23 protein-coding genes and 1 other RNA gene are annotated in these 26,514 nt (G+C 70.9%); 16 read left to right on the forward strand and 8 right to left on the reverse strand.

Annotation, left to right across the window (positions count from 1 at the left end; genetic code table 11):
• Window positions 1-17: 17 nt before the first annotated feature.
• Genes ACFHWS_RS01545 through ACFHWS_RS01560 form a run of 4 tightly spaced genes read right to left on the reverse strand, consistent with a single transcriptional unit; the run spans window position 18 to window position 3,914 of the window.
• On the reverse strand, window positions 18-1,019 hold the full coding sequence (locus tag ACFHWS_RS01545; RefSeq protein WP_416556115.1) for an AAA family ATPase: 1,002 nt from the start codon (window positions 1,017-1,019) through the stop codon (window positions 18-20).
• Window positions 1,013-2,422, reverse strand: coding sequence for a DUF4350 domain-containing protein (locus ACFHWS_RS01550; protein WP_416556089.1), 1,410 nt, complete (start codon window positions 2,420-2,422; stop codon window positions 1,013-1,015). Before ACFHWS_RS01550 ends, ACFHWS_RS01545 begins: the two co-directional genes overlap by 7 nt.
• Entirely contained in the window at window positions 2,419-3,057 is a 639-nt protein-coding gene (locus tag ACFHWS_RS01555; protein WP_416556090.1) for a DUF4129 domain-containing protein, read from the reverse strand. Before ACFHWS_RS01555 ends, ACFHWS_RS01550 begins: the two co-directional genes overlap by 4 nt.
• A complete protein-coding gene (locus ACFHWS_RS01560; protein WP_416556091.1) occupies window positions 3,054-3,914 on the reverse strand; it encodes a hypothetical protein in 861 nt (286 codons plus the stop codon). Before ACFHWS_RS01560 ends, ACFHWS_RS01555 begins: the two co-directional genes overlap by 4 nt.
• A 208-nt stretch (window positions 3,915-4,122) precedes the next feature.
• On the opposite strand from ACFHWS_RS01560, the gene mtrA reads away from it, so the two are divergent.
• The 5 genes from mtrA to hpf all read left to right on the forward strand — a co-directional run bounded on the left by mtrA (window position 4,123) and on the right by hpf (window position 10,150).
• On the forward strand, window positions 4,123-4,812 hold the full coding sequence (gene mtrA / locus ACFHWS_RS01565; RefSeq protein ID WP_281551702.1) for an MtrAB system response regulator MtrA: 690 nt from the start codon (window positions 4,123-4,125) through the stop codon (window positions 4,810-4,812).
• A 130-nt stretch (window positions 4,813-4,942) separates the two neighbouring features.
• Entirely contained in the window at window positions 4,943-6,631 is a 1,689-nt protein-coding gene (gene mtrB, locus ACFHWS_RS01570) for an MtrAB system histidine kinase MtrB (RefSeq protein WP_416556116.1), read from the forward strand.
• Window positions 6,628-8,454 carry an LpqB family beta-propeller domain-containing protein gene (locus tag ACFHWS_RS01575; protein WP_416556092.1) on the forward strand — a complete coding sequence of 609 codons (1,827 nt, stop codon included), beginning with the start codon at window positions 6,628-6,630 and terminating at the stop codon, window positions 8,452-8,454. The genes mtrB and ACFHWS_RS01575 overlap by 4 nt, the downstream gene beginning before the upstream one ends.
• Window positions 8,455-8,467: 13 nt before the next feature.
• Window positions 8,468-9,184 (forward strand): ComF family protein, encoded by a 717-nt coding sequence (locus ACFHWS_RS01580; RefSeq protein WP_416567466.1) that lies wholly within the window; start codon window positions 8,468-8,470, stop codon window positions 9,182-9,184.
• A 270-nt stretch (window positions 9,185-9,454) separates the two neighbouring features.
• A complete protein-coding gene (hpf, locus tag ACFHWS_RS01585) occupies window positions 9,455-10,150 on the forward strand; it encodes a ribosome hibernation-promoting factor, HPF/YfiA family (protein ID WP_416556094.1) in 696 nt (231 codons plus the stop codon).
• 100 nt (window positions 10,151-10,250) lie between these two features.
• On the opposite strand, the gene ACFHWS_RS01590 is transcribed toward hpf, so the two are convergent.
• Window positions 10,251-11,378, reverse strand: coding sequence for a GNAT family N-acetyltransferase (locus ACFHWS_RS01590; protein WP_416567467.1), 1,128 nt, complete (start codon window positions 11,376-11,378; stop codon window positions 10,251-10,253).
• Window positions 11,379-11,550: 172 nt separating this feature from the next.
• Between ACFHWS_RS01590 and secA the strand changes: the two genes are divergently transcribed.
• Window positions 11,551-14,505 carry a preprotein translocase subunit SecA gene (gene secA, locus ACFHWS_RS01595; protein ID WP_416556096.1) on the forward strand — a complete coding sequence of 985 codons (2,955 nt, stop codon included), beginning with the start codon at window positions 11,551-11,553 and terminating at the stop codon, window positions 14,503-14,505.
• Window positions 14,506-14,539: 34 nt separating this feature from the next.
• Here secA and ACFHWS_RS01600 read toward each other — a convergent pair whose 3' ends face one another.
• A complete protein-coding gene (locus ACFHWS_RS01600) occupies window positions 14,540-15,190 on the reverse strand; it encodes an Rv3235 family protein (RefSeq protein WP_416556097.1) in 651 nt (216 codons plus the stop codon).
• 122 nt (window positions 15,191-15,312) lie between these two features.
• Window positions 15,313-15,540 (reverse strand): helix-turn-helix transcriptional regulator, encoded by a 228-nt coding sequence (locus ACFHWS_RS01605; RefSeq protein ID WP_416556098.1) that lies wholly within the window; start codon window positions 15,538-15,540, stop codon window positions 15,313-15,315.
• A 108-nt stretch (window positions 15,541-15,648) separates the two neighbouring features.
• Between ACFHWS_RS01605 and ACFHWS_RS01610 the strand changes: the two genes are divergently transcribed.
• Window positions 15,649-16,149 (forward strand): DUF6912 family protein, encoded by a 501-nt coding sequence (locus ACFHWS_RS01610; protein ID WP_416556099.1) that lies wholly within the window; start codon window positions 15,649-15,651, stop codon window positions 16,147-16,149.
• Between the two features lie 19 nt (window positions 16,150-16,168).
• Here ACFHWS_RS01610 and pruA read toward each other — a convergent pair whose 3' ends face one another.
• Entirely contained in the window at window positions 16,169-17,797 is a 1,629-nt protein-coding gene (gene pruA / locus ACFHWS_RS01615; RefSeq protein ID WP_416567468.1) for an L-glutamate gamma-semialdehyde dehydrogenase, read from the reverse strand.
• Between the two features lie 184 nt (window positions 17,798-17,981).
• Between pruA and ACFHWS_RS01620 the strand changes: the two genes are divergently transcribed.
• The 9 genes from ACFHWS_RS01620 (at window position 17,982) to ACFHWS_RS01660 (ending at window position 26,513) form a co-directional block, all read left to right on the forward strand.
• A complete protein-coding gene (locus ACFHWS_RS01620; protein ID WP_416567469.1) occupies window positions 17,982-19,064 on the forward strand; it encodes a hypothetical protein in 1,083 nt (360 codons plus the stop codon).
• A 111-nt stretch (window positions 19,065-19,175) separates the two neighbouring features.
• Window positions 19,176-20,519 carry a serine/threonine-protein kinase gene (locus ACFHWS_RS01625; protein ID WP_416556102.1) on the forward strand — a complete coding sequence of 448 codons (1,344 nt, stop codon included), beginning with the start codon at window positions 19,176-19,178 and terminating at the stop codon, window positions 20,517-20,519.
• Window positions 20,520-20,739: 220 nt separating this feature from the next.
• A complete protein-coding gene (locus tag ACFHWS_RS01630) occupies window positions 20,740-21,255 on the forward strand; it encodes a PadR family transcriptional regulator (RefSeq protein WP_123603708.1) in 516 nt (171 codons plus the stop codon).
• 45 nt (window positions 21,256-21,300) lie between these two features.
• Window positions 21,301-22,416: a peptide chain release factor 2 gene (prfB, locus tag ACFHWS_RS01635; protein ID WP_282233698.1), complete on the forward strand. Its 1,116-nt coding sequence runs from the start codon at window positions 21,301-21,303 to the stop codon at window positions 22,414-22,416.
• A gap of 219 nt (window positions 22,417-22,635) precedes the next feature.
• On the forward strand, window positions 22,636-23,316 hold the full coding sequence (gene ftsE, locus ACFHWS_RS01640) for a cell division ATP-binding protein FtsE (protein WP_123603706.1): 681 nt from the start codon (window positions 22,636-22,638) through the stop codon (window positions 23,314-23,316).
• A 96-nt stretch (window positions 23,317-23,412) separates the two neighbouring features.
• Window positions 23,413-24,288, forward strand: a complete 876-nt coding sequence (ftsX, locus tag ACFHWS_RS01645) for a permease-like cell division protein FtsX (RefSeq protein ID WP_416556103.1) — start codon at window positions 23,413-23,415, stop codon at window positions 24,286-24,288.
• A gap of 152 nt (window positions 24,289-24,440) precedes the next feature.
• Window positions 24,441-24,917 (forward strand): SsrA-binding protein SmpB, encoded by a 477-nt coding sequence (gene smpB, locus ACFHWS_RS01650; protein WP_416556104.1) that lies wholly within the window; start codon window positions 24,441-24,443, stop codon window positions 24,915-24,917.
• 123 nt (window positions 24,918-25,040) lie between these two features.
• Window positions 25,041-25,414: a transfer-messenger RNA gene (ssrA, locus tag ACFHWS_RS01655) on the forward strand.
• A 124-nt stretch (window positions 25,415-25,538) separates the two neighbouring features.
• A complete protein-coding gene (locus tag ACFHWS_RS01660; RefSeq protein ID WP_416567470.1) occupies window positions 25,539-26,513 on the forward strand; it encodes a hypothetical protein in 975 nt (324 codons plus the stop codon).
• Window position 26,514 lies beyond the last annotated feature (1 nt).

Here is a 26,514-nt window from a genome sequence, read left to right on the forward strand (position 1 = left end):
CGCGCCGTCAGGCCCGGTCACCGTGGCGTCGGGACGGCGCCGAGCACCGATTCGAGTACGGCGTCCTCGGTGACCCCCTCCAACTCCGCCTCCGGCCGGAGCCGGATCCGGTGCCGCAGGGTGGCCCGGGTGACCGCCTTCACATCGTCCGGTGTGACGTAGTCGCGGCCGGCCAGCCACCCCCACGCCTTGGCTGTGTTGAGCAGCGCGGTGGTGCCCCGCGGTGAGGCACCGAGCGCCAGCGCGGGAGCCGTCCGGGTGGCCCGGCACAGGTCCACGATGTAGCCGAACACCTCTTCGCTGACCCGTACCTGCCCGATTGCCCGGCGGGCTGCGGCCAGGTCGGCCGCCCCGGCGACCGGGCGCACCCCGGCGGCGGCCAGGTCCGCCGGATCGAAGCCAGCGTGGTGGGCCCGCAGCACGCCCAGTTCCTCGTTCCGGGTGGGCAGCGGTACGGACAACTTGAGCAGGAATCGGTCGAGTTGTGCCTCCGGCAACGGGTAGGTGCCCTCGTACTCGATCGGGTTCTGGGTGGCGGCCACGATGAACGGTGCCGGCAGCGGCCGGCGGACCCCTTCCACCGAGACCTGATGCTCCTCCATCACCTCGAGCAGGGCCGACTGCGTCTTCGGTGGTGTCCGGTTGATTTCGTCGGCGAGTAGCAGGTTGGTGAAGACCGGGCCTTCCCGGAAGGTGAACGCGGCACTTCGTGGATCGAAGATGAGTGACCCGGTGACGTCGCCCGGCATCAGGTCCGGGGTGAACTGCACCCGCTTGGCGTCCAGATCCAGCGCTGCGGCGAACGCGCGTACCAGCAGGGTCTTGGCGACGCCGGGGACGCCTTCCAGCAGCACGTGCCCGCGGCAGAGCAGCGCGATGACCAGACCGGTGACCACGGCGTCCTGCCCGACCACGGCCTTGGCGACCTCGGCTCGCAGCCGGCGCAGCGCGTCGCGGGCGGCGTCGTGGCCGGCGAGGTCGGCGTCGATGTCGGCGGTCACGCTGGGTCGGGTCACCAGGGTTCTCCTTCGATCGCGGATGGGGACCGGGGTGCCGGAGCCACCGGCCCGCCGGACGGTGTCCGTTCCGCTTCATTTGCCGGGTTGATGCGGTTGGCCGGATCGGCGACCTCGGTGGGCAGGGCGGCCAGCCGCCGGGCCAGGTGCAGCAGGTCGCCGTCGGTGGTGGGCGGCGGCCCGTACAGCAACGCGTCGATCTGCTCGGCGGACGCCCCGGTCCGGTCGGCGACCGCCGCCACGACGTCCGCCGGTTGAGGTTGATCCGGCAGATCCAGCATCGGGACAAGCCGGGCCAGTGCGGCGGTACGCAGGATACCCGTGGTGGGGGCCCGTTCCCGGGACCGCCGGTAGAGCTGCCCTCGGCCCAGCATCGTCTCGGCAACCGGAACCGTCACCGGCAGCGCCTCGGACACCGGTGGACCGAACCGGCGGGCCCGCCACAGCACCAGCACCAGGGCGGCGACGGCCAGCTGGGCGAGCAACGCCCAGAACCACGGCGGAAAAGCGTCCAGCAGGGTGTCCTGCGGTGGCCGGACCTCGCTGGCCACCGGTCCGTGTGGTTGCCCGGTCGGCTGGGCGCTGACCTGCGGGCCGGCGCCGGGGTCGTCCTCGCCGAGGTGGATCGACGGCTGCTGCACCGGCTCCCCGGGTTCCGGTGGGGTGTCCGGGCGGGCGAGGTCGAGCCAGACCACCTGCGCACGGGTGCCGAGCAGTTGGGCGGCGAACCGAGCGTTGCGGTGCTCGTCGAACCGGTCGTTGCGGAACGGGTCGCTCGCCCCGACCACCACCAGCTCGGCCTGCCCCCAGTCGAGCCGGGCCAGGCCGGCATCGAAGCACAGGTCGAACCGGTCCGGGTCGATTCCGGGCGGGGCAGCGTAACGCTGCCGTACGGCCGCCGCCGGTCCGGTGTCGGCCACCTCGGGCAGTGCGCACCGCCGGTCGTCGTGGTCCGGATCGTCGACCTGGGCCGCCCAGCGCCGGGTGCGGCGCTCGACCGGCAGCGGCTCGCCACGTAGCAGCCGGGCCGGCGGGTCGACCAGCAGCACCCGGGTCCCGGCCGGCATCCGACCGAGCGCCTGCAGGTAGTCCCGATGAACCAGGGTGGGTGCGGGAACGAACAGCGTGGTGGGTCCGGTCAGCGCGGCGCGGATCGCGTCGACGGTCCCGTCAACGGAGTGGACGGTGATGCCGTCGTCGCGCAACGCGGCGGCGAGGTCGCTGCCGCCGTCCGGGCCGTGGTTGGTCGGGGAGAGGAAGCCGGGCCGGGTCGGGTCCGGGTGGGTCAGCTGGTACGCCACGGCGGTGCCGACGAGCAGGACGCCGACCACCGTGAACGGGATCGCGATCCGCAGCCACCGCCGCCGCCGTGGCAGCCCTTGGCGGCGAGCACCGGGCCGGGTCACCGTCGCCGGCCCGGTCGCTGGCCGGCGGGCCGACGGTCCTGGTCGAGTGCGTGACGCAGCTGGCCGGCGAGTTCGCGCATCCGCCGGTCGTGGCCGGGCAGTGCCGGCTGTTCGCCGTACCACACGTCGCTGAAGATGCCGCCGGCCTCGGTCAGCACGGGGTGGGCGGCCGGCTCGGCCCGCCCGGCCACATCGGCGAGTTCGGTGACGGTCCAGCTGGGGCGGTCGGTGAGCACCCCGTGGTCGGCGATCTCCACGACCATCGCGCGCAGCCGTTCCCGGATTGCCTCGGCGTACCGGCCCTGGTCGGCGTACCGGTCGGCGAGTGCGGCCGGAACGTCGGTCGACCGGGGCGGCGGCACCGGCGAACCACCGGGGCGGCCGTCGGCGGCCGCCGCCCGCCGGCGGCGCCAGCGGCGTGGATCGAGCGCGGCCAGCCAGCGGGGCAGGCCGGGTGGTGCCGGCCAGCCCCATGGACCGGGCCGGCGCCGTGGCCACCAGCGGGGCCAGTGGAACCATCCGAGGGCGGCCAACGCGGCGCCGGCCATCAGCAGCACTGTGGCAAGGGGCAGCGGGACGACGTCGCCGACGGCGGCGACGAACTCGGTCCACCAGCGGCTCACGGTCGTGATCACCTGCCGGCCACCGGTAAACCGGCGTCCGGTCTCACCGACGCTGCGGCCCGGGAGGCGGCCGTCGGGATCGACGCCCGCCGTAGGCGGATGTCCAGTCCTTCGGTGCGCATCCGCGTCTCCACGTGCAGGACGGCGTCCAGGCAGGCGAGTGCCGGGTAGCCGACCGCGTTGAGAAGTGTCCAGCCGGCGACGGTCGCGACGGCGAGCCACGCCGCGTCCCGGTCGACCAGGTTCACCGCGCCGATCGCCAGGCCGGCGCGGATGACGAACCAGATCAGGTAGCCCAGGACGCGGATCAGCCCGGCGCGCAGCCCGGCGCGGGTGGCGAGCGCGGCGGACCGGGCCAGCGACTGCCAGACCGGCACCCGGTCCAGCACCACGGCCGGGACCGCCAGCCCGAGGACCGCGTACCCGATGAACCAGACCGGTCCGGCGAGCGCGGCGGCGAACATGATGGTCCCGGCCGCCCAGGCGACCAGCACGACCGCGGCGAACCGGCCGCCGCGCGGGTCGAGCAGCCGGGCCCCGGTGATGTGCCGACCGGACAGCGCCCCTCCGGCCGCCCGCGAGGTGAGGCCGCCGAGCATGGCGATCGCCGTCGCTTCGAGGGCCGCCCCGGCGGCGAGCAGCAGCCAGTAGAGGCCGAGCCGGTTCCAGCTCGGCAGGTATCCGGGGGCGGTGGTTCCGGCCGCCTCGCGCAGTGGGAGCAGCAGCAGTTGCTCACCGAGAGCGAGTACGGCGCCGACGGTCAACAGGACGGGTGCGTGGCCGCGGAGCAGACCAACGGCTGCGTCCAGCAATTCGCCCGTGGTGAGCGGGCGCAGCGGCAGCACGTCGGGCAGGCCGGCGTGATCCACGCGGACTCCTGGTGACGAGGTGGCCGATGGTTCGGACGGGACGCTGGCCTACCATCGTGGCACGCGGATCGCCGTCAGCCGCTGTAGGGCGGCGCGATGTCCGGAATGTCGTGACCGGGCGGGGATGTCATGACCGTGCCGCAGTGCTGTGACCGGTCCGGCCGGTGGCGGTGCCCCGCCGATGGAACCGGGATGGAATATTGGTCACATGAGAGCCCGCGTGCTGGTTGTCGATGACGATCCCGCCCTGGCGGAGATGATGGGTATCGTGCTGCGCAGCGAGGGCTTCCTGCCGTCGTTCGTTGCCGACGGTGAGCGGGCGCTCGCCGCTTTCCGGGACAATCGGCCGGACATCGTCCTGCTCGACCTGATGCTGCCCGGGATGAGCGGGATCGACGTCTGCCGGGCGATCCGCTCCGAATCGGGCATCCCGATCGTCATGCTCACCGCCAAGAGCGACACCGTCGACGTCGTGCTCGGCCTGGAGTCCGGCGCCGACGACTACGTGGTGAAGCCGTTCAAGCCCAAGGAGCTGGTCGCCCGGATGCGGGCCCGGCTGCGCCGGGGCGAGGACGTCGCGCCCGAACTGCTCACCATCGGGCCACCGGGGAACCAGATCACCATCGACGTGCCGGCGCACACCGTCAGCCGCGACGGTGCGGAGGTGAAGCTGACACCGTTGGAGTTCGACCTGCTGGTCGCGCTGGCCCGTAAGCCGCGCCAGGTGTTCACCCGTGAGGTGCTACTGGAGCAGGTCTGGGGTTACCGGCACGCGGCCGACACCCGGCTGGTGAACGTGCACGTGCAGCGGTTGCGCGCCAAGATCGAGCCGGATCCGGAGCGACCCGAAATCATCCTCACCGTTCGGGGCGTGGGCTACAAGGCGGGCACCGGCTAGCCTGGTCGGTACTGTGGCTGGCCGATCCCGCACCGTGTCCGACCTGATTTCCCGTGTCAGTGGCGCACTGCGCCCGGCACGGGAGCTGCTGCTGGCCCGGACCCGGCCGGTGACCAGCGGCGCCCAGCGGATGTGGCGCAGGTCCCTGCAGCTGCGGGTGGTGACCATCACGCTGGTCGCGTCCGGTCTGCTGGTCGGCGGGTTCGCGTACATGGTGGCGTCGCAGAGCACCAACATTCTGCTGGACCGGGCCCGGGAGGACGTGCAGCGGCGGCTGACCCACGGGCGGGACTACGCCGCCGAGCAGATGAGCGTGCATCCGCAGTACTTCGACCCGCAGGTCCGGGTGACCTTCGAGCTGACCGTCAGCAACCTGGCCGGGGGCGACCCCGACCAGGTGGGTGGGGTGGTCGTGGTGATGGCGGCGAGCGGCTATCCACTGATCCAGTCGGCGACATCGCCGGCGGTGGACGCGTCCGGCATGATCAGCGACGAGCTGGCCCGGCACGTCGGCTCCGGTGCCCAGGCGCATCAGATCCGCACCGGTGACCTCGGCGAGGGGCGGCTCAAGTATCTGGTCTACGGCTCCCCGGTGCCGACCAAGTTCGGTCAGGTCGAGCTCTACTACCTGGTGCCGCTGACCACCCAGGATCAGGCCGCCAACCAGATCCGGGCGACCGTGCTCATCACCGGACTGGCCCTGGTGATGCTGCTCGGCCTGCTGGCCGCGCTGGTCACCAGGCTGGTCGTCACACCGGTACGGGTAGCCGCGCGCACCGCGCAGCGACTCTCCGCCGGGCTGCTGGACCAACGGATGGTGGTCGACGGCGAGGACGACCTGGCCATGCTGGCCGCCTCGTTCAACCAGATGGCGACCAACCTGCAGCGGCAGATCACCCGGCTGGAGGAGATGTCCCGGCTGCAGCGTCGGTTCACCTCCGACGTGTCGCACGAGCTGCGCACCCCACTGACCACCGTACGGATGGCCGCCGATCTGCTCTTCGCCGAGCGGGACGGCTTCGACCCGGCGGCGGCCCGCAGCGCCGAGCTGTTGCAGACCGAGCTGGACCGGTTCGAGAGCCTGCTCACCGACCTGCTGGAGATCAGCCGGTTCGACGCCGGGTTCGCGGTGCTGGACTCCGAGCCGACCGACCTGGTGCCGGTGGTCCGCCGGGTCGCCGACCGGCTCGACGGGCTGGCCGCACGGCTCGGCGTGCGGATCGAGCTGCGACTGCCCCCGACGCCGGTTATCGCCGAGGTGGATCCCCGGCGGGTCGAGCGGGTGCTGCGCAACCTGGTCGGCAACGCCGTCGAGCACGGCGAGGGCCGGCCGGTGGTGGTCACTCTCGGCGTCGACGACGCGGCGGTCGCGGTGACCGTACGCGATCATGGGGTCGGCCTGCGGGCCGGGGAGGACAAGTTGGTGTTCAACCGCTTCTGGCGGGCGGATCCGTCCCGTGCCCGGCAGACCGGTGGGACCGGTCTCGGCCTGTCGATCAGCGTGGAGGACGCCCGGCTGCATGGCGGCTGGCTCGAAGCGTGGGGTGCGCCCGGTGAGGGTGCCCAGTTCCGGCTCACCCTGCCGGCCCGGGCCGGTGACCGGCTCACCTCGTCACCGCTGCGGCTGGTACCGGGGGACCGCCGGCCGCCGCCCGGCGGGTCGGACGGTGCCGATCCGGACGAGCCGTGGCGGGCGCCGACGCAGCCCGCACCCTCGGCCGCCGAACCGGTCGGCAGGATGGTGGTCCTCCCGGAGCAGAGCACCGGCTCCGGCGGCCGGGCCAGTGACGGCGTGGCCGCGACCGGAGCGGCACCGTGATCCGCCGGTGGCGTCGACTGGCGCTGCTGTCGGTGCTCGCCGGGGTACTGGCCGCCGGGTGCGGCATTCCGGAGAACACTGAGGTGCGGGTCGACGGGCAGGGTCCGGCACCCGGCCTGCCGACCGGTGGCAGCGGTGCCCAGACGCCGGCCTCGCGGCTCGACGAACGCAACAACACCGAGGCGTTCGTCGTCAACTTCCTGCAGGCCGCCGCCGTGGAGGCGGAACGGGCAGTGGAACAGGTACGCGAGTACGTCGCGCCGCAGGACCGTGCGGACATTCGCGACCCCAATCCCGAGGTCGCGCTGACCGTGGTTCGACTGCGTGAACGTCCGCAGATCACTCGGGCCGAGGCCGGGGTGGAGGAGGTGGCGCTCGACGTCCAGCAGCTCGGCCTGCTGCGGCCGAACGGCGCGTTGGAGCCGCTGCCCGCCCAGGAGCCGGAGTTCACCGAGTACACCTTCCAGGTCGGGTCGGTGGCCGGTGAGACGGGCAAGTTCGTCCTCAACCCGCCGGCGGCGCTGCTGCTCAGCGTGGACGCGTTGAACACGTTTTACCTGCAGCGCACCATCTACTTCTGGGACACCAGCCAACGGGCGCTGGTGCCGGATCTGCGTTACCTGCCGGTGGCGGTGCCGTTGGAGCGTCAGCGCACCGTTCTGCTGGAGATGCTGATCAGCGGGCCGTCGAACTGGCTCGCCTCGGCGGTGCAGGCGCTGCCGAGCGGCATCCGCTCGGGTGGCAACGTGCCCGACACCGGAGACCGGCTTAAGGTCACGTTGATCGCCGACGCGACTCCGTTCGCCGACGACCGCGAACTCGACCGATTGGCCGCCCAGCTGATGTGGTCGCTGTGGCCGGAGTTCGACAACGACCTGGAGTTGACCATCCAGGGGCAGACTCCGAAGGTGTACCCGGGTGCCGACCTGCTGGCGATGAACGGCACTCAGGCGCTGCCCGAGACGCCCGAACGGTTCACCGTCTACCAGGGCCGGGTGCACCGATTGCGCAGCTCGGCGCGCTCCGGCGAGCCGATCCCGGTGCTCACCGAGGAGGTCAACCAGAACGTGGTCACCGCCGGCTTCACCCAGGTCGGTGGCGGCACGTACGCGGCCCTCGCGGTGGCCGACGGCGGCGCCGAGCGGCTGATCGTCGGCGCGGCGACCGGGGCGGGCACCAGCTTCGACGCCAGCACCCGGACCTTCGACGACATCGGCCGGCCGGTCTGGCTCAAGGCACCAGGTGACGTGGGACTCGTCGTCGCGGACGGCGGGCTGTACTCGTTCCGGGTCGGCAGCGGTGCGGTCGAGCAGATCACGCTGCCCGGGGTGACGGGCGAGGTGCAGTCGGTCGGTGCGGCCCCGGACGGTCACCGGATCGCGCTGGTGGTCGACGGTCGGCTGTACGTGGCCGCGCTGAACCGGGGCGGCAAGGTCGAGGTGCTGCCACCCCGTCGGGTGCCGACCTCGCTGTCCGACCTCACCCAGGTCGACTGGGTGGCCGAGACGCTGCTGGTGGCGGCCGGCACGAACCCAGACGGGCGGGTCAGCCTGTACGACGTGACGGTGGACGGCGCGATCGAGACCAGTTCGCTGCGGGACCTCGGCGGGGCGAGCGTGACCCACCTGGCCGGCTATCCGGCGAACCCGGTCAGCGGCGGCACGGTCGGTGCCCGGATGTACGTCGCCAACGGTGTGCCGTACGACCTGTTCGAGCCGAGCGAGCAGATCCGGCCGGAGGAGATCGAAGGGGTGGAGCCGGGCGAGACCGAGGAGCCGGAGAACCCGGTTACCAATCCGACCGCCCCGTTCTTCCTGTACTGACTGACCTGCGGTGGTGGTGGGCGACATCTGGTCGGCACTGGCCGACCTGGTGCTGCCGGCGGAGTGCGCCGGTTGCCGCCGCACCGCCGGCCGGCTGCGGTTCGGCGTGTGCGGCCGGTGCGCCGCCGAGGTGCAGCGGCTGCGCCCCCGGCCGGTACGCCCCGAGCCGGCCCCGCCCGACCTGCCACCCTGCGTGGCGTTGGGCGAGTACGCCGGGGTACTGCGGGAGCTGCTGCTGGCGTACAAGGAGCGGGGCCGGCACGGGCTGGGTCGGCCACTGGGCCGGCTGCTCGGCGACGCGGTCGCCGCCGCGGTCGGCACCGGTGGGGACCGGCCGGTGCTGCTGGTCCCGGTGCCGAGCACCGCTGCGGCGGCGCGGGCCCGGCACGGTGATCATCTCGCCCGGCTGACCCGGTACGCGGCGGCCCGGTTGCGGGTCGACGGCCGGCGGGTCGCGGTGGCGCGGCCGCTGCGGGCCCGGACCCGTCCGGACTCGGCCGGGTTGGACAGCGCGGCGCGGCTGGCGTCCGCCCGGACGGCGTTTCGACCCCGGCGGTTCGGACTTGACATCTCGCTGCGGGTGGATCCGCGACTGCGGGTGATCGTGGTGGACGACATCGTCACCACCGGTGCGACGCTGGCCGCTGTGCACCGGCTCCTTGTCGCGCAGGGACTGCCGGTGTACGCCGCCGTGGTGCTCGCAGCGACGCGACGCCGTTACCTGCGGTAGTCACTGTCTAGCGTCCTTTGTCAGGGTTTGTTCATAATCTGGGAATCTTCGTGCACCGGTCTCTGCCGAACTGATGACGCGCCGCCGTCGGCGAGTTAGCGTAGGCACATCAGGGGTATGGCCGGTGGTTGAATAACCACCCGAGGTGTCCCGGAGGGAGGTGTATTCCGCTACCCGGCCGGTTGACGCCGACCACTCTTGGTTCGCTGACCGGTCCCGAATTCTTTCGCAGCGACACCGATCGTTGAGATCGTTCCAGGGAGGTCACGCGTGGACATCGTGGTGAAAGGCCGTAACGTAGAGGTCCCCGACCACTACCGGGCCCATGTAGCCGAGAAGTTGGCCAAGGTCGAACGGTACGACCACAAGCTGATGCGCGTCGACGTCGAGTTGTTTCACGAGCGCAATCCCCGTCAGTCGGACCACTGCCAGCGGGTCGAACTCACCTGTGTCTCGCGCGGGCCGGTGATCCGGGCGGAAGCGTGCGCCAAGGATTTCTACAGCGCCCTCGACGCCGCCATCAGCAAGTTGGACACCCGGCTGCGCCGCGCCGCCGACCGGCGCCGGGTACACCGCGGCCGGCACGCGCCGGTCTCGGTGGCCGAGGCGACCTCCGGGCTGCCGACCGCCGGGCTGAACGGATTCGCCCCGTTGCCGCCGTCCCAGCCGACCGAGGAGCCGGCGACATCGGTCGCGGTACTCGACCGCACCGCGCAGGATTTCACCGACGATGGGTACGAAGACGTTGCCGACGAGTACGACGACCAGCCCTGGCACATCGTCCGGGAGAAGGAACACCCGGGCGATCCGATGACGGTCGACGACGCGTTGTTCCAGATGGAACTGGTCGGGCACGACTTCTATCTTTTCCTGGACAAGGAGTCCGGCCGGCCGAGCGTGGTCTACCGCCGCAAAGGCTACGACTACGGTGTCATCGCGCTGGCTGAACCGACCGTCACCGCCTAATCGACCACCATTTTGACAATTCGTGGTCGACCGGTCGGATACCGTTGGCCGTCGCCGCCAAACGGGCGGCCGTCGATGGTATCCGACCGGCCTGCGCGGCTCACGCTTTGTCGAGGTCGGCCGGTAGCAGCGAGTACTGGACACTGTCGTGGCGGCTGGCGTCCGCGCCGGGCAACTGGGCCCGGTTCTGCCCTTCGCGCTGAAAGCCGGCCCGCTTCAGTACCCGCTGGGACGCGACGTTGCTAGGCAGCGCACCGGCGGCCAACCGGGCGACGGCCGTGTTGGCGAAGATCCACCGGGCGAGCAGCCGTACCGCCCGAGCGGTGTAGCTGCGCCCGCGCCACTGGGGCAGCAGCGAATAGCCGATCATCGCCTCGCCGAGTTCCGGACTCAGATAGCTGAGCCCGATCCGCCCGGCCGGCGTACCGCTGGCCGCGTCGCAGACGACCACGTCGATTCGCTGGCCGGCCAGCCACCTCCCCGGTGCCTTGGCGCACTGCGCCTCGATCAGGGCGCGGGTCGGCACCACCGGTGGGACCGAGGTCGCGGCGACGTCGGGCAGCGACTCCAGGTGGTACGCGAAGTCGGCGTCGGCCGGGCCGAGCGGGCGCAGCCGGACCACCCCGTCGGTCAACCCGTCGCCGGGCAGGTCCGGCAGGGTGCGTGGGGTCGGTCCCGGTGGGTCGCCGGCCAGTCGGGTCCAGACCATCAGGTCCTGCCGGTCGACGGTTGGCAGTCGGCCGGGCTGGCTGGCGGCGCCTCGGCGTACCCCCTCGTAGCTGAAGCCGGCGGCCAGCGCCACCCGCTGGCTGACCGCGTTGGCCGCGTCGGTGAGCAACTCGACCCGGCCGAACCCGGAGCGCACCGCGTGGCCGGTGGCGGCGATGGCGGCCGCGGTGGCCGCTCCTTTGCCCCGGGCCCGGGGCGTGATCCAGTAGCCGACCTCGATCTGGGCCCGCTCGGGTACCGCCCGGCTGAGCCCGACGCAGCCGAGCAGCTCGTCGCTGCCCGGGTCGGCGATCGCCCAGGCTGCGCCGCCGCCGGTCCAGGCGGCGGTGGACCCCTTGGTGATCCAGTGCAGTGCGTCGGCGACCGTGTATGGCCGGGGCAGGTCGGGGATGAACCGCTGGGTGGTCGGATCGCCGCAGGCCTCGGCGACCGCAGGGGCGTCGTCGGGCAGAAACATCCGAAGCCGGACGCCGCCCTCGGTGAGTTCGACGGGTTCCACCGGCCCATCCTGACGCAGCTTTCGCGCAGTGCATAACGCATATGCCGGGCGTACCACGTCGACGTGGTCCGTTATGTCGGAATATCCGGTGCTGGATGCGGGCTGCGACTGCCGCCGTACCGATTGATGCGCCTACGATGGTGGGGCACACCGTCTAGGGGAGCGTTGATCCGTGTCGATTCTTGAGAAGGTCCTCCGCGCCGGCGAGGGCCGCATGTTGCGTCGGCTCAAGGCGGTCGCCACGGCCGTCAACTCGATCGAGGACGACTACGTCGACCTCACCGACGCGGAGCTGCGGGAGCTGACCGACCAGTACCGTCAGCGGTACGCCGACGGCGAGTCCCTCGACGACCTCCTCCCAGAGGCGTTCGCCACCGCCCGGGAGGCCGCCGCCCGGGTGCTCGGCCAGCGGCACTACGACGTGCAGATCATGGGCGGCGCGGCGCTGCACTTCGGCAACATCGCCGAGATGAAGACCGGTGAGGGCAAGACGCTCACCTCGGTACTACCGGCGTACCTCAACGCGTTGTCCGGCAAAGGCGTGCACATCGTAACCGTCAACGACTACCTGGCCGAGCGGGACGCCGCCTGGATGGGCCGGGTGCACGAGTTCCTCGGGCTCACCGTCGGCGTGATCCTGCCCAACCGGCCCTCGGCCGACCACCGGGCCGCGTACCAGGCGGACATCACCTACGGCACCAACAACGAGTTCGGCTTCGACTACCTGCGCGACAACATGGCCTGGTCAAAGGACGACCTGGTGCAGCGCGGGCACAACTTCGCCATCGTCGACGAGGTCGACTCGATCCTGATCGACGAGGCGCGGACACCGCTGATCATCTCCGGTCCGGCCGAGCATTCCGCCCGCTGGTACGGCGAGTTCGCCGCCGTGGTCAAGCGGATGCAGGTCGGCAAGGACGGCGAGGGCGACTACGAGATCGACTACGCCAAGCGCACCGTCGCGGTGACCGAACGGGGCGTCGCCAAGGTCGAGGACCGACTGGGCATCGACAACCTGTACGAGTCGGTGAACACCCCGTTGGTCGGCTACCTGAACAACGCCATCAAGGCCAAGGAGCTCTACAAGCGGGACAAGGACTACATCGTCAACGACGGCGAGGTCCTGATCGTCGACGAGTTCACCGGCCGGATCCTGCACGGCCGCCGCTACAACGAGGGCATGCACCAGGCGATCGAGGCCAAGGAAGGCGTCGAGATCAAGCAGGAGAACCAGACCCTCGCCACCATCACCCTGCAGAACTACTTCCGGCTCTACAGCAAGCTGGCCGGGATGACCGGTACGGCGCAGACCGAGGCCGGCGAGTTCAACAAGGTCTACGACGTCGGCGTGGTGACCATCCCGACCCACCGGGAGATGGTCCGGATGGACCGGGCGGACGTCATCTACAAGACGGAGAAGGCCAAGTTCAACGCCGCCGTCGAGGACATCGCCGAGCGGCACGCGGTGGGCCAGCCGGTGCTGGTCGGCACGGTGTCGGTGGAGAACTCGGAGATCCTCTCCCAGCTGCTGCGTCGCCGGGGCATCCCGCACGCGGTGCTCAACGCGAAGTTCCACGCCAAGGAAGCCGAGATCATCGCGCAGGCCGGCCGTAAGGGCGCGGTCACCGTGGCGACCAACATGGCCGGCCGCGGCACGGACATTCTGCTCGGCGGCAACCCGGACTACCTCGCCGCGGCCCAGCTGCGCCAGCGTGGGCTCGACCCGGTCGAGCACGCCGAGGAGTACGACAAGGCGCTGGAAGACATCATGCCGCAGGTCAAGCAGGCCTGCGCCGCCGAGGCCGAGGAGGTCTCCGCGGTCGGCGGCCTCTACGTGCTCGGCACCGAGCGGCACGAGTCCCGCCGGATCGACAACCAGCTGCGCGGTCGCTCCGGCCGGCAGGGCGACCCGGGTGAGTCCCGGTTCTACCTGTCGCTGCAGGACGAGCTGATGCGGCGGTTCCGGGCCGGGGCGGTCGAAGCGGTGATGGAGCGCTTCAACATCCCCGAGGACGTGCCGATCGAGTCCAAGATGGTGACCCGGCAGATCAAGAACGCCCAGGCGCAGATCGAGGGCCAGAACGCCGAGACCCGTAAGAACGTCCTCAAGTACGACGAGGTGCTCAACAAGCAGCGCCAGGTGATCTACGCCGAGCGGCTGCGGGTGCTCAACGGCGAGGACCTGCACGACCAGGTCACCAAGATGATCGACGACGTGGTCGGCGCGTACGTCGACGGGGCGACGGTCGAGGGCTACGCCGAGGACTGGGACTTCGACCAGCTCTGGTCCAGCCTCAAGCAGCTCTACCCGGTGGGGATCACCGTCGACGAGCTGATCGAGGAGGCCGGCGGCGAACGCAGCGCGGTGGACGCCGACTTCCTCCGGGCGCAGGTACTGGAGGACGCCCACGCGGCGTACCAGCGCCGTGAGGAGGAGCTCGGCACCGACGCGTTGCGGCAGCTGGAGCGGATGGTCCTGCTGCAGGTGATCGACCGCAAGTGGCGCGAGCACCTCTACGAGATGGACTACCTCAAGGAGGGCATCAGCCTGCGGGCCTACGCCCAGCGTGACCCGCTGGTCGAGTACCAGCGTGAGGGCTACGCGATGTTCGCCACCATGATGGACGGCATCAAGGAGGAGACGGTCGGCTTCCTGTTCAACGTCGAGGTGCAGGTGCAGCAGCCGGGGGCCCCGGCTGACGGTGCCGGCGCGCCGGCGGGGGAGCGGCCCGGACCCCGGATTCCGGTGCCCGATGGTGGCGCCGGAGTCCAGGTGAGTGCCAAGGGCCTTGGCGCGGCACCGCGTCCGCAGGGCCTGCAGTACGTCTCGCCCACCATCGACGGTGCCGACAGCGGGGTGCAGGTGCAGCAGGCACCGGCGTTGGGCGTCGGCGGCCCACCGGCCGGGCGTGCGGGCCAGGGCGGTCAGGGCCAAGGCCAGCGTGCGGGGCAGGGCCGCCCGCCCGCCGCCAGCCGACCGGCGGCCGGTCCGCCGGTGCCGGCGGCCGCCGGCCGCCGAGCCGCCCCCGGCCAGGCCGTCAGCAGCAACGGGCCGTCACGCAACGCGCCCTGCCCGTGCGGGTCTGGCAAGAAGTACAAGCGCTGCCACGGCGCTCCCGGAGCCTGATCCCGGCGGTACCTGATCCCGGCGGGTTGCCCGGTCACACGACGTCGACCGTGGTGCTCAACCAGCCGGTTGGCCGGCGTTCCAGCCGGAAGGCGAGCGCCCAGCTGCGTTCGTCGGTGCCGAGCACCGCGACGGCCTCCGCGACGCCGCTGACCGGCTCGCAGATCCGCAGCTGACGGACCCGGAGCAGCTCGACGGGGCGCCGCCCACCGCGGACGATCGGCGTCGGATGCGGCGATGCCGGCCCGCGTCGGGCCCGGCCCGGTTCGTCCGGTCTCCGGGCCCGGTCGACGGCGACGGCCAGCTGCGCGCCGACCGCGAGCGCCTGTGCCGGGTCGGCGAGCCGGCGGATGTGGCCGGCCGGGCGGAACCCGTTGATGATCTCCAGGCTCGCGGCCAGGAACCGGTGCGCGGCCCGGCGGGCCTCCGGTGACGCGCCGGCGAGCGCGCCCGGCGGCAGCCCTCCGTGGCCACCGGCCGACCCGTTGGCCGGTCGGCCGACGGTGGTCGCGGACCGGTCGGCGACCACCGCGCCGGGTGCCGCCCCGGCCAGGTCGAGCGCCAGCTGTACGCCGGGACCGGGACGCATGTCGAACTGAGCCGGCTCGTCGGTGAACGGCGGGTCCAGCGGTGGGGCGGGTCGCAGTCGGACGGGGGGACGTCGGATCCGGGTCGCGACAGTCATCCGAGCTCCTGTTGATCTTGCGTTTGCCTTCGTTTGCCTTCGGCAGACCAATTTGAAGCCAGCATGACGCCGTCCGTCAACGTCTGTCGATGACGGTGTTCGGACAACCAGTAGGCGCCGGACTACTCCGGCTCGCGCTCGATCAGCGGGTTGCTCTGCACCCACTGCGCCGTCTCGGCGTACTTGCGCTGGATGTACTTCTCCAGCTGGGCGCGTTCCACCCGCCACTGTCCGCGTCCGCCGATCTTGATCGCGGGCAACTCGCCACTGCGAACCATGTGATAGACCTGCGAGTCGGATACGTTGAGTTCGGCGGCGACGTCGGACAACTGCAGGAACCTCGGCTCCACGGTGACTCCCGGCTCGTCTACGTCGGTCGGTTCAGTGTGCCACCGTGGCCCCGCAGGGCCGCTCGGCGGCGTACATTGCATCAGCGACGACATCTGTGGGGGGCGAGCGTGTCCGACAACCTGCTCCGGGTCTACGTCCCGGCCACCCTGCCGGCGCTCGCCGGGCTCCGCGACACCGGCCAACTCGCCGCCGACGTCGCGCACACGGTGACCCCCGCACTGCGGGAGTGGTACGTCGAAGGTGACGAAGAGGAGCTGGAGTACGTCGCGTTCACCCGCGCCGCCCAGGAGTCACTGCGCCACCTGCGCGACGATGCGGCCGCCCCGCGCCGTCGGGTGGTGATCGCCGTCGACCTGCCGGCGGACGCGCTGAAACGGTCGGTCGCCGAGCTCGGCTCCAGCACCGTGACGCTGGCCGGCCCGATCGCCTTCGCCTCGGTCGCCGCGGTGCACGTCGACGGCGACGAGGCGGTCGACGATGTAGCGGCGGCGGTGGCCGCCGTGTCGCAGGCCGCCGTCGGTGACCCCGACGCCCAGTTCGTCGTGGACGGTGCCGAGGACCATGAGCTGGAGTGGTACGACGTGTCCGAGCTGGAGACGCTGCTGTGACCGGGCCGGCCCGCCCGGCTCAGCCCATGTGCGGGTAGCGGTGCTCGACCGGCGGCACGAACGTCTCCTTGACCGTGCGCGGCGACGTCCAGCGCAGCAGGTTGTGCTTCGACCCGGCCTTGTCGTTGGTGCCGCTGCCCCGGGCGCCGCCGAACGGCTGCTGCCCGACGACCGCCCCGGTCGGCTTGTCGTTGACGTAGAAGTTGCCGGCCGCGTACCGCAGCATGGCGCCGGCCCGGTCGATCACCCGCCGGTCGGTCGCGAAGACCGACCCGGTCAACGCGTACGGAGCGATCTCCTCGGCCTGGGCCACCACGTCCCAGAACTGGTCGTCGTCATAGACCGACACGGCCAGGATCGGGCCGAAGTACTCGGTGCTGAACACCTCATGCCCGGGATCGGTGCAGGTCAACAGGGTGGGCCGGACGAACCAGCCGACGCTGTCGTCGACCGTGCCACCGGCCAGCACCTGACACGACGGGTCGTTGCGGACCCGGTCCAGCACGGCCGCGTGCCGGGCGAACGCCCGGTCGTCGATCACCGCGCCGCCGAAGTTGGTGAAGTCGGTCACGTCGCCGTAGGGCAGTGACTCGACCGTCGCGACCAGTCGGTCCCGCAGCCCGGCCGTCCACAGCGACTTCGGCAGGTACGCCCGGGACGCCGCCGAGCACTTCTGTCCCTGGTACTCGTATGCGCCCCGGACCAGGGCGGTGTGCAGCGCTGCCGGGTCGGCGCTGGGATGCGCCACGATGAAGTCCTTGCCGCCGGTCTCGCCGACCAGCCGGGGGTACGAGCGGTACCGGCCGATGTTCTCCCCGACGGTCCGCCACAGCTGCTGGAACACCCGGGTGGAGCCGGTGAAGTGGATGCCGGCCAGGTCCCGGTCGGCCAGCGCCACCTCGGACACCGCCAGCCCGTCCCCGGTGACCAGGTTGATCACCCCCGGCGGCAGCCCGGCGGCCTCGAACAGCCGCATGGTGAAGTGGGCGGCGAACTGCTGCGTCGGGGACGGCTTCCAGACCACCGTGTTGCCCATCAGCGCCGGCGCGGACGGCAGGTTGCCGGCGATCGCGGTGAAGTTGAACGGGGTGATCGCGTAGACGAAGCCCTCCAACGGTCGGTGGTCGAACCGGTTCCACACCCCGGGTGCGGATCGGGGCTGCTCGGCCAGCACCTGTTGACCGAAGTGCACGTTGAACCGTAGGAAGTCGATCAGCTCGCAGGCCGAGTCGATCTCCGCCTGGTAGGCGGTCTTGGACTGACCGAGCATGGTGGCCGCGTTCACCGTGTCCCGCCACGGGCCGGCCAGCAGGTCGGCGGCGCGCAGGAAGACCGCGGCCCGTTCGGCGTACGGCAGGTTGCGCCAGCCCGGTGCGGCCTGCTTCGCCGCTGCCACCGCGGCTTCGGCGTCGGCCGGCTCGGCGTTACCGGTCACCCCGAGAACGTGCCGGTGCCGGTGCGGCATCACCACCTCGATCGGCGCGCCCGCCGCCATCCGCTGCCGGCCGCCGATCGTCATCGGCAGCTCGATCCGGTCGGCCGACAACTCGGTGAGCCGGCGGCTCAGGTCGGCCCGCTCGGCGCTGCCCGGCGCGTAGTCGCGGATCGGTTCGTTGCGGGGGTCGGGGGTGGCGGGAACGGCGTCCATCACAGGCTCCAGGCGTGATCTCGACAACGTCGGCGAAAGACGGACCCGTCGGGGCACCCGGTGGGGCGGCCACGGCGACGCGGTCCGGGGCCCATCGTCGCACGCCCGGCTGACCCGCACGCCGATCCGCGTACGCTGGTCGGCACCGGACGACAGCACGCCGACGACCAGGAGGGCACCAGCGATGACCAGCCAACCCGCAGTCGCCCCCGACGCCGAGTCGGGCCCGGCCGGCTCGGTCGGCGCGGCAGTCGTTCTCGGCCTGCTCAGCCTCGCCTGGGTGACCCTGCTGATCGTCTCCGTGTTGAGCACCCTGGGGTCGTCCACCGACGGGGTGCTCGCGGTGACCGAGACCGCGTACGGGCTCCCGGCGGTGATCTTCGCGGCGCTGATCGCCGGAGCGGGTGTCGCCCAGGCGGCCCGCCGACTGGCGGACCGGTGGCTGGGCGCGGCAGCGGTGCCGAGACTGCTTGTCGCCCTCGGCTGCGGAGCGTCGACCGGCGTCGGTGCCGCCGCCGCCGTCGTGTTCGGCGACGGCCGGGGCGGGTCGGCCGTCGAGATCCTCGGCTGGGCGCTGTTCGCCGGCGCCACGGTCGGCGGCGCGTTGACGGGTCTGCACCGCCGGGCCGGCCTGCTGACGGCGGCGGCCGCCGCCGGCGCGCTGGCGGTCGCCGGCACGACGACCGCCCGGGAACTTGCCAAGGGGCCGTTGCTGGAGCTGTTCGGAGCCGCCGACACCGCCGGATCCGTGCTGGCCGCGCAGTCCCGGCTGGTCTGGGCCACCGCCCTGCTGGCCGGCGCCCTCGCCGGGCTGGTGACCTTCGGCTACCTGCACCGGGCGGTACGCCGGTCCGGCCGGCCGCTGCCCTGGCCGGGATACCTGGTCGCCGGGGCCGGTCCCGGCTTGCTGTTGGTGATCGCCGAGGTGGTCACCCGGGTCGGTGGTGCCCAGTTGCTCGATCTGGCCCGGTCGTTCAGTGAAAGCGACCAGGCCTTCCAGACCATGGCCGACGGGGCCCGGATCAACTCGGCGCTGATCGTCCTGTTCACTGCGGCGTTCACCGCGTTGATCTGCCTCGGCCGGACGTTGCCCGGCCAGCCGGATCCGGAGCCGGCCGCAGATGCCGCGCCGACTGCGGATGCCGAGCCGGCGGTGGGTCCCGAACCTGCTGTCGGCTCCGAGCCGGCGGTGGGTCCCGAACCTGCTGTCGGCTCCGAGCCGGCGGTGGGTTCCGAGCCGGCGGTGGGCTCGGCCGGCACCCGCTGACGTCCACGGTCGGACAACTTCCCGTCACAGTGACGCGGATCCCTCCCAGGTTCGTGCCAAGCGTCGCTTTGGTGACCGTCGTGCCTCAGCCGCACACCTACCGTCGACGGAGTGGACGGGCAGTACGGCACGCGACAGGCGCTCGACGGGCGGTACCGGCTGGGGGCGCAGTTCTCCCGTGGGGCGGTTGGCGCGGTGCACCACGGGCACGATCTGCGCGACGACGTGCCGGTGGCGGTGAAGGTGCTCCGGTCGGACGCCGCCGAGTATCCCGATCTGGTGGAGGGCTTCCACACCGAGGCTGCTCTGCTGTCCCGGCTGGACCATCCGAACGTGATCCGGCTCCGGGCCCGGACCGCCGTGGGCGACCTGCCCGCCCTGGTTCTGGACCTGGTCGACGGCGACGACCTGCGCCACCGGGTCCGCCGGGACGGTCCGCTGCCCCCGGCTGTCGCGGTCGCCGTCGCCGCGCAGGTCGCCACTGCTCTGTCGTACCTGCACGAACGGGACATCGCGCACGGCGATGTCAAACCGGCGAACCTGCTGGCGCCGGCGGACGGCGGCCGGGTGCGGCTGATCGACTTTGGTGCCGCCCGGACCGGGCCCGCGTCGGCGCCGGACCGGGCCACCCTGGCCACCCCGGAGTACGCCGCGCCGGAGATTGCCAGCGGCGGTCCGCCGACCTGGTCGTCGGACGTCTACGCGCTGGGCATCGTGCTGTTCGAGTTGCTGTGCGGCCGTACGCCGTACCGGGGCGGGAGCGCCGACGAGGTCCTCGCCCGGCACCGGCGGTGTGTGCCGGTACCACCGCCCGGGCTGCCACCGGCGGTGTGGCCGGTGATCGAGCAGTGCCTGGCGGCACGGCCGGCCGACCGGCCGACCGCCTGGTCGCTCGTCGCCCGGCTGCGTGGTCTGGAACCGGCGCTCGACGGCTGGCCGGCGTTGCCGGCGTTGCCGGCGGATACGGTCACCTGGTGGCCCCGGGACGTTGCGGCCGCTTCCGCGGCTCCGGTGGGAGCGCGGCCACGACGCCGGGCGCTGCAGTTCGGCGGATTGGCCGGAGCGGGGCTCGCGTTGTCGGCGTTGGTAACGGGTCTCACCCTGGCGGCCGGACAGGGGGCCGGCTCGCAGCCGGGCCGGCTCAGTGGCCCGATCGGCCCGGTCGGCGCGGCGGTGCCGTCGGCACCGCCGGCTGCGGAGTCATTGCCGAGGTCGGTTCCCCCGGGCGATCAGCAGGGCGGGACGCCGTCGGGGAGCCCGGTTGGTCCCACCGGCCAGGTAGGTTCGAGCGGGACGGCTGGGTCTGGTGTGGCCATCGGGACGCCGCAACCGTCCGATCCGGGACAGCTACCAGGCTTTCCGGAGGATATGCCCGGTGACCTGGGGCTCCGGATCGGGGACCCGGTGCCACAGTGGCCGATGTCCGGGGTGGCCGGACCGGACACTCCGAACTAGTCAGACGAAGTAGACTTCATGCCTCAAACTTCACTAATGATTCCTGTGCCTAGGCATGTTGCTGCGGGTAACATATTCTTTGTCCGTTTTGCTGCCTGATGGTAAATATTGATCTTCCTTACCGGACCGTCGTCCACAGACAGTGCACTTTAGAACACGGTTGGTCGCGGATCGCGCCAAATCCTGGACGTAGAGGCGACAAAGTGGCAGCGTAGAGGGCATGGCGGATGTACGAATCAATCCCACGGCGGCAGCCCTTCTCGGACTGCTCCATGAAGGACCCATGACAGGCGGGCAGCTGATGGCTGAAGCTGACCGTCGACTTGGCGCTTACTGGTCGATGACCAGAAGCCAGGTGTACCGGGAGCTACCGGTGCTTGCCGAGCAGGGCCTGGTCCGGCTCGGCAAGCCCGGGCCGCGGTCGAGCCAGCCGTACGCGATCACCGCAGCCGGCAAGCGGGCGTTTCTCAAGTGGTTGGCCGACGCCCCGGGTCGCGACTCGGTGCGCAACCCGATCGCGTTGCGGGTGGCGTTCGGTGAGCACCACACGGCCGACCAGTTGAAGACGGTCTACGCGGACGCGAGCGAGCACCACACCGAAGCGCTGGCCGCGGCCCGCGAGCAGGCCCGCGAGGCGAAGAAGAACGGCGACACCTTCGGGGCCGCCGCGCTCGAGTTCGCCGTCGCCTACCACAAGGCCGCACTCTCCTGGCTGAAGACCGCACCGGTGGGCTGACCACCGGCGGCGGTCGTCGGTGGTCACGACGTATTGTTGTCGGTTGTGACCACTGCCGACTATGCCGACCAGCTAAAAGATCTTGACGCCACGCTTCGCCGGATCGAGGCGGTCATCGACATTGATCGACTGCGCCGCGACCGGGCGGAGCTGGAGGAGGCTGCCTCTGCCCCCGACCTCTGGAACGACCAGGCGAGGGCACAGCAGGTCACCTCCCGGCTGTCGTACGCGAACGCGGAGATCGCCAAGCTGGAGTCGTTGCGCACCCGGCTGGACGACGCGGCCTTGCTGCTGGAGATGGCGCAGGCGGAGGAGGACGCCGGCACGGTTGCTGAAGTCGGCACCGAGCTGGCCGGGTTGCACAAGGCGATCGAGGAGTTGGAGGTGCGCACGCTGCTCTCCGGGGAGTACGACTCCCGGGAGGCGCTGGTGGCGATCCGGGCCGGGGCCGGCGGTGTCGACGCCGCCGACTTCGCCGAGATGCTACTGCGCATGTACCTGCGGTGGGCGGAGCGGCACGGCTACCCCACCGAGGTCTACGAGACGTCGTACGCGGAGGAGGCCGGTCTCAAGTCGGCCACCTTCACGGTCAAGGCGCCGTACGCGTTCGGCACCCTCAGCGTTGAGTCCGGAACGCACCGTTTGGTGCGGATCAGCCCATTCGACAACCAGGGTCGGCGGCAGACCAGCTTCGCCGGCGTCGAGGTGCTGCCGGTGGTCGAGCAGACCGATCACATCGACATCCCGGAAAACGAGATCCGGGTGGACGTCTACCGGTCCTCGGGGCCGGGCGGGCAGAGTGTGAACACCACCGACTCGGCCGTACGGCTCACCCATATCCCCACCGGCATCGTGGTCACCTGCCAGAACGAGAAGTCCCAGCTGCAGAACAAGGCGGCCGCGCTGCGCGTGCTGCAGGCCCGGCTGCTGGAGCGCAAGCGGCAGGAGGAGCAGGCCAAGATGGCCGGGCTCAAGACCGACGCCGCCGGCTCGTGGGGCGACCAGATGCGGTCGTACGTGCTGCATCCGTACCAGATGGTGAAGGATCTGCGGACCGAGCAGGAGACCGGCAACCCCACCGCGGTGCTCGACGGCGACCTGGACGCCTTCATCGAGGCTGGCATCCGCTGGCGCAAGCAACAGGAACTCGCCGAGGACTGATACTGGCGGCAGTTGCCCAACTACTATTCGTATCCAAGTCTCATGTACGGCCTGTGACTGAGCCCATCATTTCGGGTGGTGTCGGTTCGGTCCAGACGGCTGATTTCCTGGGTTTCGCGGGGATTTGCTGGTACGAAACCTCGCGCATTACCGACATAGGAGACATCCACCATCAGGCTGGACTTGGCGTAGCCGTTACACCGCGTAGACTCACCACCCGTGATTGCGCTCGAGCAAGTGACGAAGACGTACCCGAAGGCGTCCCGGCCCTCGCTGGACAACGTGTCGGTTGCGATCGAGAAGGGCGAGTTCGTCTTCTTCATCGGTCCGTCCGGCTCCGGCAAGTCCACGATCATCAAGCTGCTGCTGCACGAGGTGACCCCCAACCAGGGCAAGGTCATCGTCAACAGCAAGGACGTCACGACCATGCGCTCCTGGAAGATCCCCAACTTCCGGCGCTCCATCGGTTGCGTGTTCCAGGACTTCCGGCTGCTGCCCAACCGCACCGCCTACGAGAACGTCGCCTTCGCCCTCGAGGTGATCGGCAAGACCAAGGCGGTCGCCCGGCGGGTCGTCCCGGAGGTGCTGGAGCTGGTCGGCCTGGGCGGCAAGGAGCACCGCTACCCGCACGAACTTTCCGGTGGTGAGCAGCAGCGCGTCGCGGTGGCCCGGGCGTTCGTCAACCGGCCGCTGGTGCTGCTCGCCGACGAGCCGACCGGAAACCTCGATCCGGACACCTCGATCGAGATCATGCGGCTGCTGGACCGGATCAACCGCACCGGTACCACGGTCGTGATGGTCACCCACGACTCGAACATCGTCAACCAGATGCGGCGGCGGGTCATCGAGATCGAGGCCGGCCGGATCGTCCGCGACCAGGCTCGCGGCGTCTACGGCTAACCAGCCACCACGGCTCCACCGGGGCCTGTGTCGGCCGGCACCGGCACGTGGCGGCCTGGTACCACCATCCAGCGGCAGATCCGGAAGAGGAACCCGATGCGCGCGAAATACGTCCTGTCCGAGGTGATGGTCGGGCTGTGGCGCAACGTGACGATGACCGTCGCCATGATCATCACCATGGCGGTGTCGCTCACCATGCTGGGCGCGAGTGGCCTGATGTACCTGCAGGTCAACTCGATGAAGGACTTCTACTACGATCAGATCGAGGTCTCGATCTTCCTGGTGTCCGACGTCTCTGACGAGCAACGCGACAGCCTGCAGAGCTCGCTCGACGCCGACCCGTTGATCTTTAACGTCACGTACGAGTCCAAGGATGAAGCGTACAACCGCTTCCAGACGCTCTACGCCGACGCCCCGGACCTGGTCAATGCGGTCGAGCCGGACCAACTGCCCGAATCGTTCCGGATCAAGCTGGTCGATCCGGAGGAATACCAGGCGATCTTCGACAAGTACAACGGCACCGAGGGCATCGACGAGATCGTTGACCAGCGCAGGCTGCTCGACAAGATCTTCAACATCCTCGGCTCGGTGCAGAGCATGGCGCTGATCGCCGCATCGATCATGGCGGTGGCGGCTCTGCTGCTGGTCGGCAACACGATCCAGGTCGCGGCGTACAGCAAGCGGCGCGAGGTCGCCGTGATGCGGCTGGTCGGCGCCTCAAACTGGTTCATCCAGGCCCCGTTCGTACTCGAAGCCGTCGTCGCCGGCCTGTTCGGCTCGCTGCTGGGCTTCGGCGCCCTGGTGCTGGGCAAGATGTTCCTGCTCGACGGCTCGCTGCGCGACCTCACCGAACTGCTGACCCCGATCGAGTGGAGCAGCGTACTGCTGATGTTCCCGGTGATGGCCGGCGTCGGTGGCCTGGTCAGCGCGATCACCGCCTGGGTGACGCTGCGCTTCTACCTGCGGGTCTGACGCTCGACCCGATCGACTCGATCTGCCGCCGCGCGCCGGCCGGTACCGGGAAAACCGGTACCGGCCGGCGCGTCGTCGCGGGGTAACATGGCGCGGTTGTCCGTCGGCGCCGCGTCTGCGCAGCAGCGCCTGGGTCCGGAGAGGAGGCAGCCATGCCGCGGGAGAAAGGGCGCAAAGTCGTCGCTTCGAACCGCAAGGCCCGGCACGACTACGCCATCAGCGACGTGTACGAGGCCGGCATGGCGCTGACCGGCACCGAGGTCAAGTCGCTGCGGTCCGGCCGGGCCTCGCTGGTGGACGCCTTCGCCCAGGAACGGCAGGGCGAGATCTTCCTGTACGGCATGCACATCCCGGAGTACGACCAGGGCACCTGGACCAATCACGAGCCCCGCCGGACCCGCAAGCTGCTGCTGCACCGCACCGAGATCGACCGGCTGCTCGGCAAGCTGCGGGAGGGCGGTCTGACCCTGGTCCCGCTCTCGGTGTACTTCTCCGACGGCTGGGCCAAGGTCGAGCTGGCACTCGCGCGCGGCAAGAAGTCCTACGACAAGCGACAGGACCTGGCCAAGCGGGACGCCGACCGGGAGATCCAGCGGGCAGTGGGCCGGCGCGGCAAGGGGATGGGCTGACCGGGTAGCACCTTCTGCCCGTAGCCGGCTCAAGCCTTCTGGCCGTAACCGGGATGAAGCCCGGGGCCGGAGGCGTTAGGATCGGTACGGACGCGGACCACCTCCGAGCCGCGCCGCACACCAGGGGGTGACTGGTTTCGACTTCGTACGTTGCGGCAGGGGAAGCGAGCCGAGGAAGCCGACGTCGTCTCGTGAATCGGTCGTCGGAAACCAATAAGCGCCAACTCTAAGCGCGCTGACTTCGCTCTCGCCGCCTGAGGCGAGTAGCAAGTCTGTCGGTCTGGGACTGCCTTCGGCCCAGTAACCGGCATCAGTGAGAGGGCTGGCCTAGCGAACCCGGTCGCGGGGTTCGTGCGGCGAGATCAAACGCGACTGGGCCCGTCACATCGACTCGCTCGCGTGATCGATGGGGCCGAGTAGAGGCACAGCGAGCTGCGCTCGGAGAAGCCCTGGCAAGACGCCGAAGGACCCGGGTTCGATTCCCGGCACCTCCACGGACGACAGCCGGCCCACCGCCACCAGGCGGTGGGCCGGCTGCGTTGTACGGTCGGCTTCACTATGTGTAGTCGATCGCCTAGTTGGTCCGGGAACCCGCTGCCAACCTGGTGCGTCTGACCCGACATGCGCCGTTTCACCGCCCTGTTGGGCATATCACTGATCCTGATCGCAGGTTGCGCGCGGACCGACGGGACCGGACCCGGCGGGCCAGGCGGGTCCGCCGACGAACGCTGGGAGAGCTTCCAGCAGCGCGCCGACGAGGTCGCCGAGGCGTGGCGCACCGCCAGCGGGCGGCAGGAGTGGCTGGCCGGCTACGCACCCCTGCAGAGCCGTACCGTCCTTCCCGCCGAGCCCGGGTTCACCCCGGAGACCGAGCAGGCGTTCCTCGCCGGGTGGTATCGGGCCGAGCTGACCGTGCCGACCGAGACACCCGCCGACGGCACCGTCGACTTCCCCGACGGGACGCTGAGCGTACCGCTGGTCAGCGCCGCCGACGCGTACGCCGAGCTACGCCAGGGCGACCCGCCGCAGTGCGAGGCGGCCCGGCCCGGCCCCACCGGCAGCGCCACCGACCTGGCCGGCAGCGCCGCCCCCGGCCCGGACGACAGTGTCACCAACTCCGGTGAGCTCGGCTGCCAGGCGCTGACCGTCACCGCCGCCACGCTCGGCACCGTCGATCTGCTGACCAGCCGGGGCACGGCGCAGGTGCCCGCCTGGCTGTTCGACGTCGCCGAGCTCGACGGTCCGGTCGCCCGGGTCGCCGTCGACGAATCGGCCGCCGTACCGGCCCCAGAACCGCAGGTGCCCGAGCCGGCCGGGATGACCACGTTCGTCACCGCGCAGAACCTTACCGGCGTCGACGGGACCGACCTGGCGTACCGGCTCGGCGTCGGCGCCTGCGACAGCGACATCACCCCGTTCGTGCAGGAGTACGCGGACGCCGTAGTGGTCGCCGGCGGCGTGACCCGCACCGCGCAGGAGTGCACCGACCAACTGCTGTTCCATCCGGTCACCGTGACCCTCGACGAGGCGCTCGGTGCCCGTACAGTGCTCGACGCGCTCACCGGTCGCCCACTGCACGTCGTCGCGGTCGGCTGAG

This window comes from Micromonospora sp. LOL_013 (assembly GCF_048060315.1).
Classification (GTDB): Bacteria; Actinomycetota; Actinomycetes; order Mycobacteriales; family Micromonosporaceae; genus Micromonospora_E.

Excerpts from the sequence above, each read along its gene's own strand:
- smpB (WP_416556104.1), top strand. The coding sequence starts at position 24,441 with ATGCCGCGGGAGAAAGGGCGCAAAGTCGTCGCTTCGAACCGCAAGGCC.
- ACFHWS_RS01600 (WP_416556097.1), bottom strand. The coding sequence starts at position 15,190 with ATGACTGTCGCGACCCGGATCCGACGTCCCCCCGTCCGACTGCGACCC.
- ACFHWS_RS01630 (WP_123603708.1), top strand. The coding sequence starts at position 20,740 with ATGGCGGATGTACGAATCAATCCCACGGCGGCAGCCCTTCTCGGACTG.
- pruA (WP_416567468.1), bottom strand. The coding sequence starts at position 17,797 with ATGGACGCCGTTCCCGCCACCCCCGACCCCCGCAACGAACCGATCCGC.
- ACFHWS_RS01620 (WP_416567469.1), top strand. The coding sequence starts at position 17,982 with ATGACCAGCCAACCCGCAGTCGCCCCCGACGCCGAGTCGGGCCCGGCC.
- mtrB (WP_416556116.1), top strand. The coding sequence starts at position 4,943 with ATGTGGCGCAGGTCCCTGCAGCTGCGGGTGGTGACCATCACGCTGGTC.
- ACFHWS_RS01660 (WP_416567470.1), top strand. The coding sequence starts at position 25,539 with ATGCGCCGTTTCACCGCCCTGTTGGGCATATCACTGATCCTGATCGCA.
- ftsX (WP_416556103.1), top strand. The coding sequence starts at position 23,413 with ATGCGCGCGAAATACGTCCTGTCCGAGGTGATGGTCGGGCTGTGGCGC.
- mtrA (WP_281551702.1), top strand. The coding sequence starts at position 4,123 with ATGAGAGCCCGCGTGCTGGTTGTCGATGACGATCCCGCCCTGGCGGAG.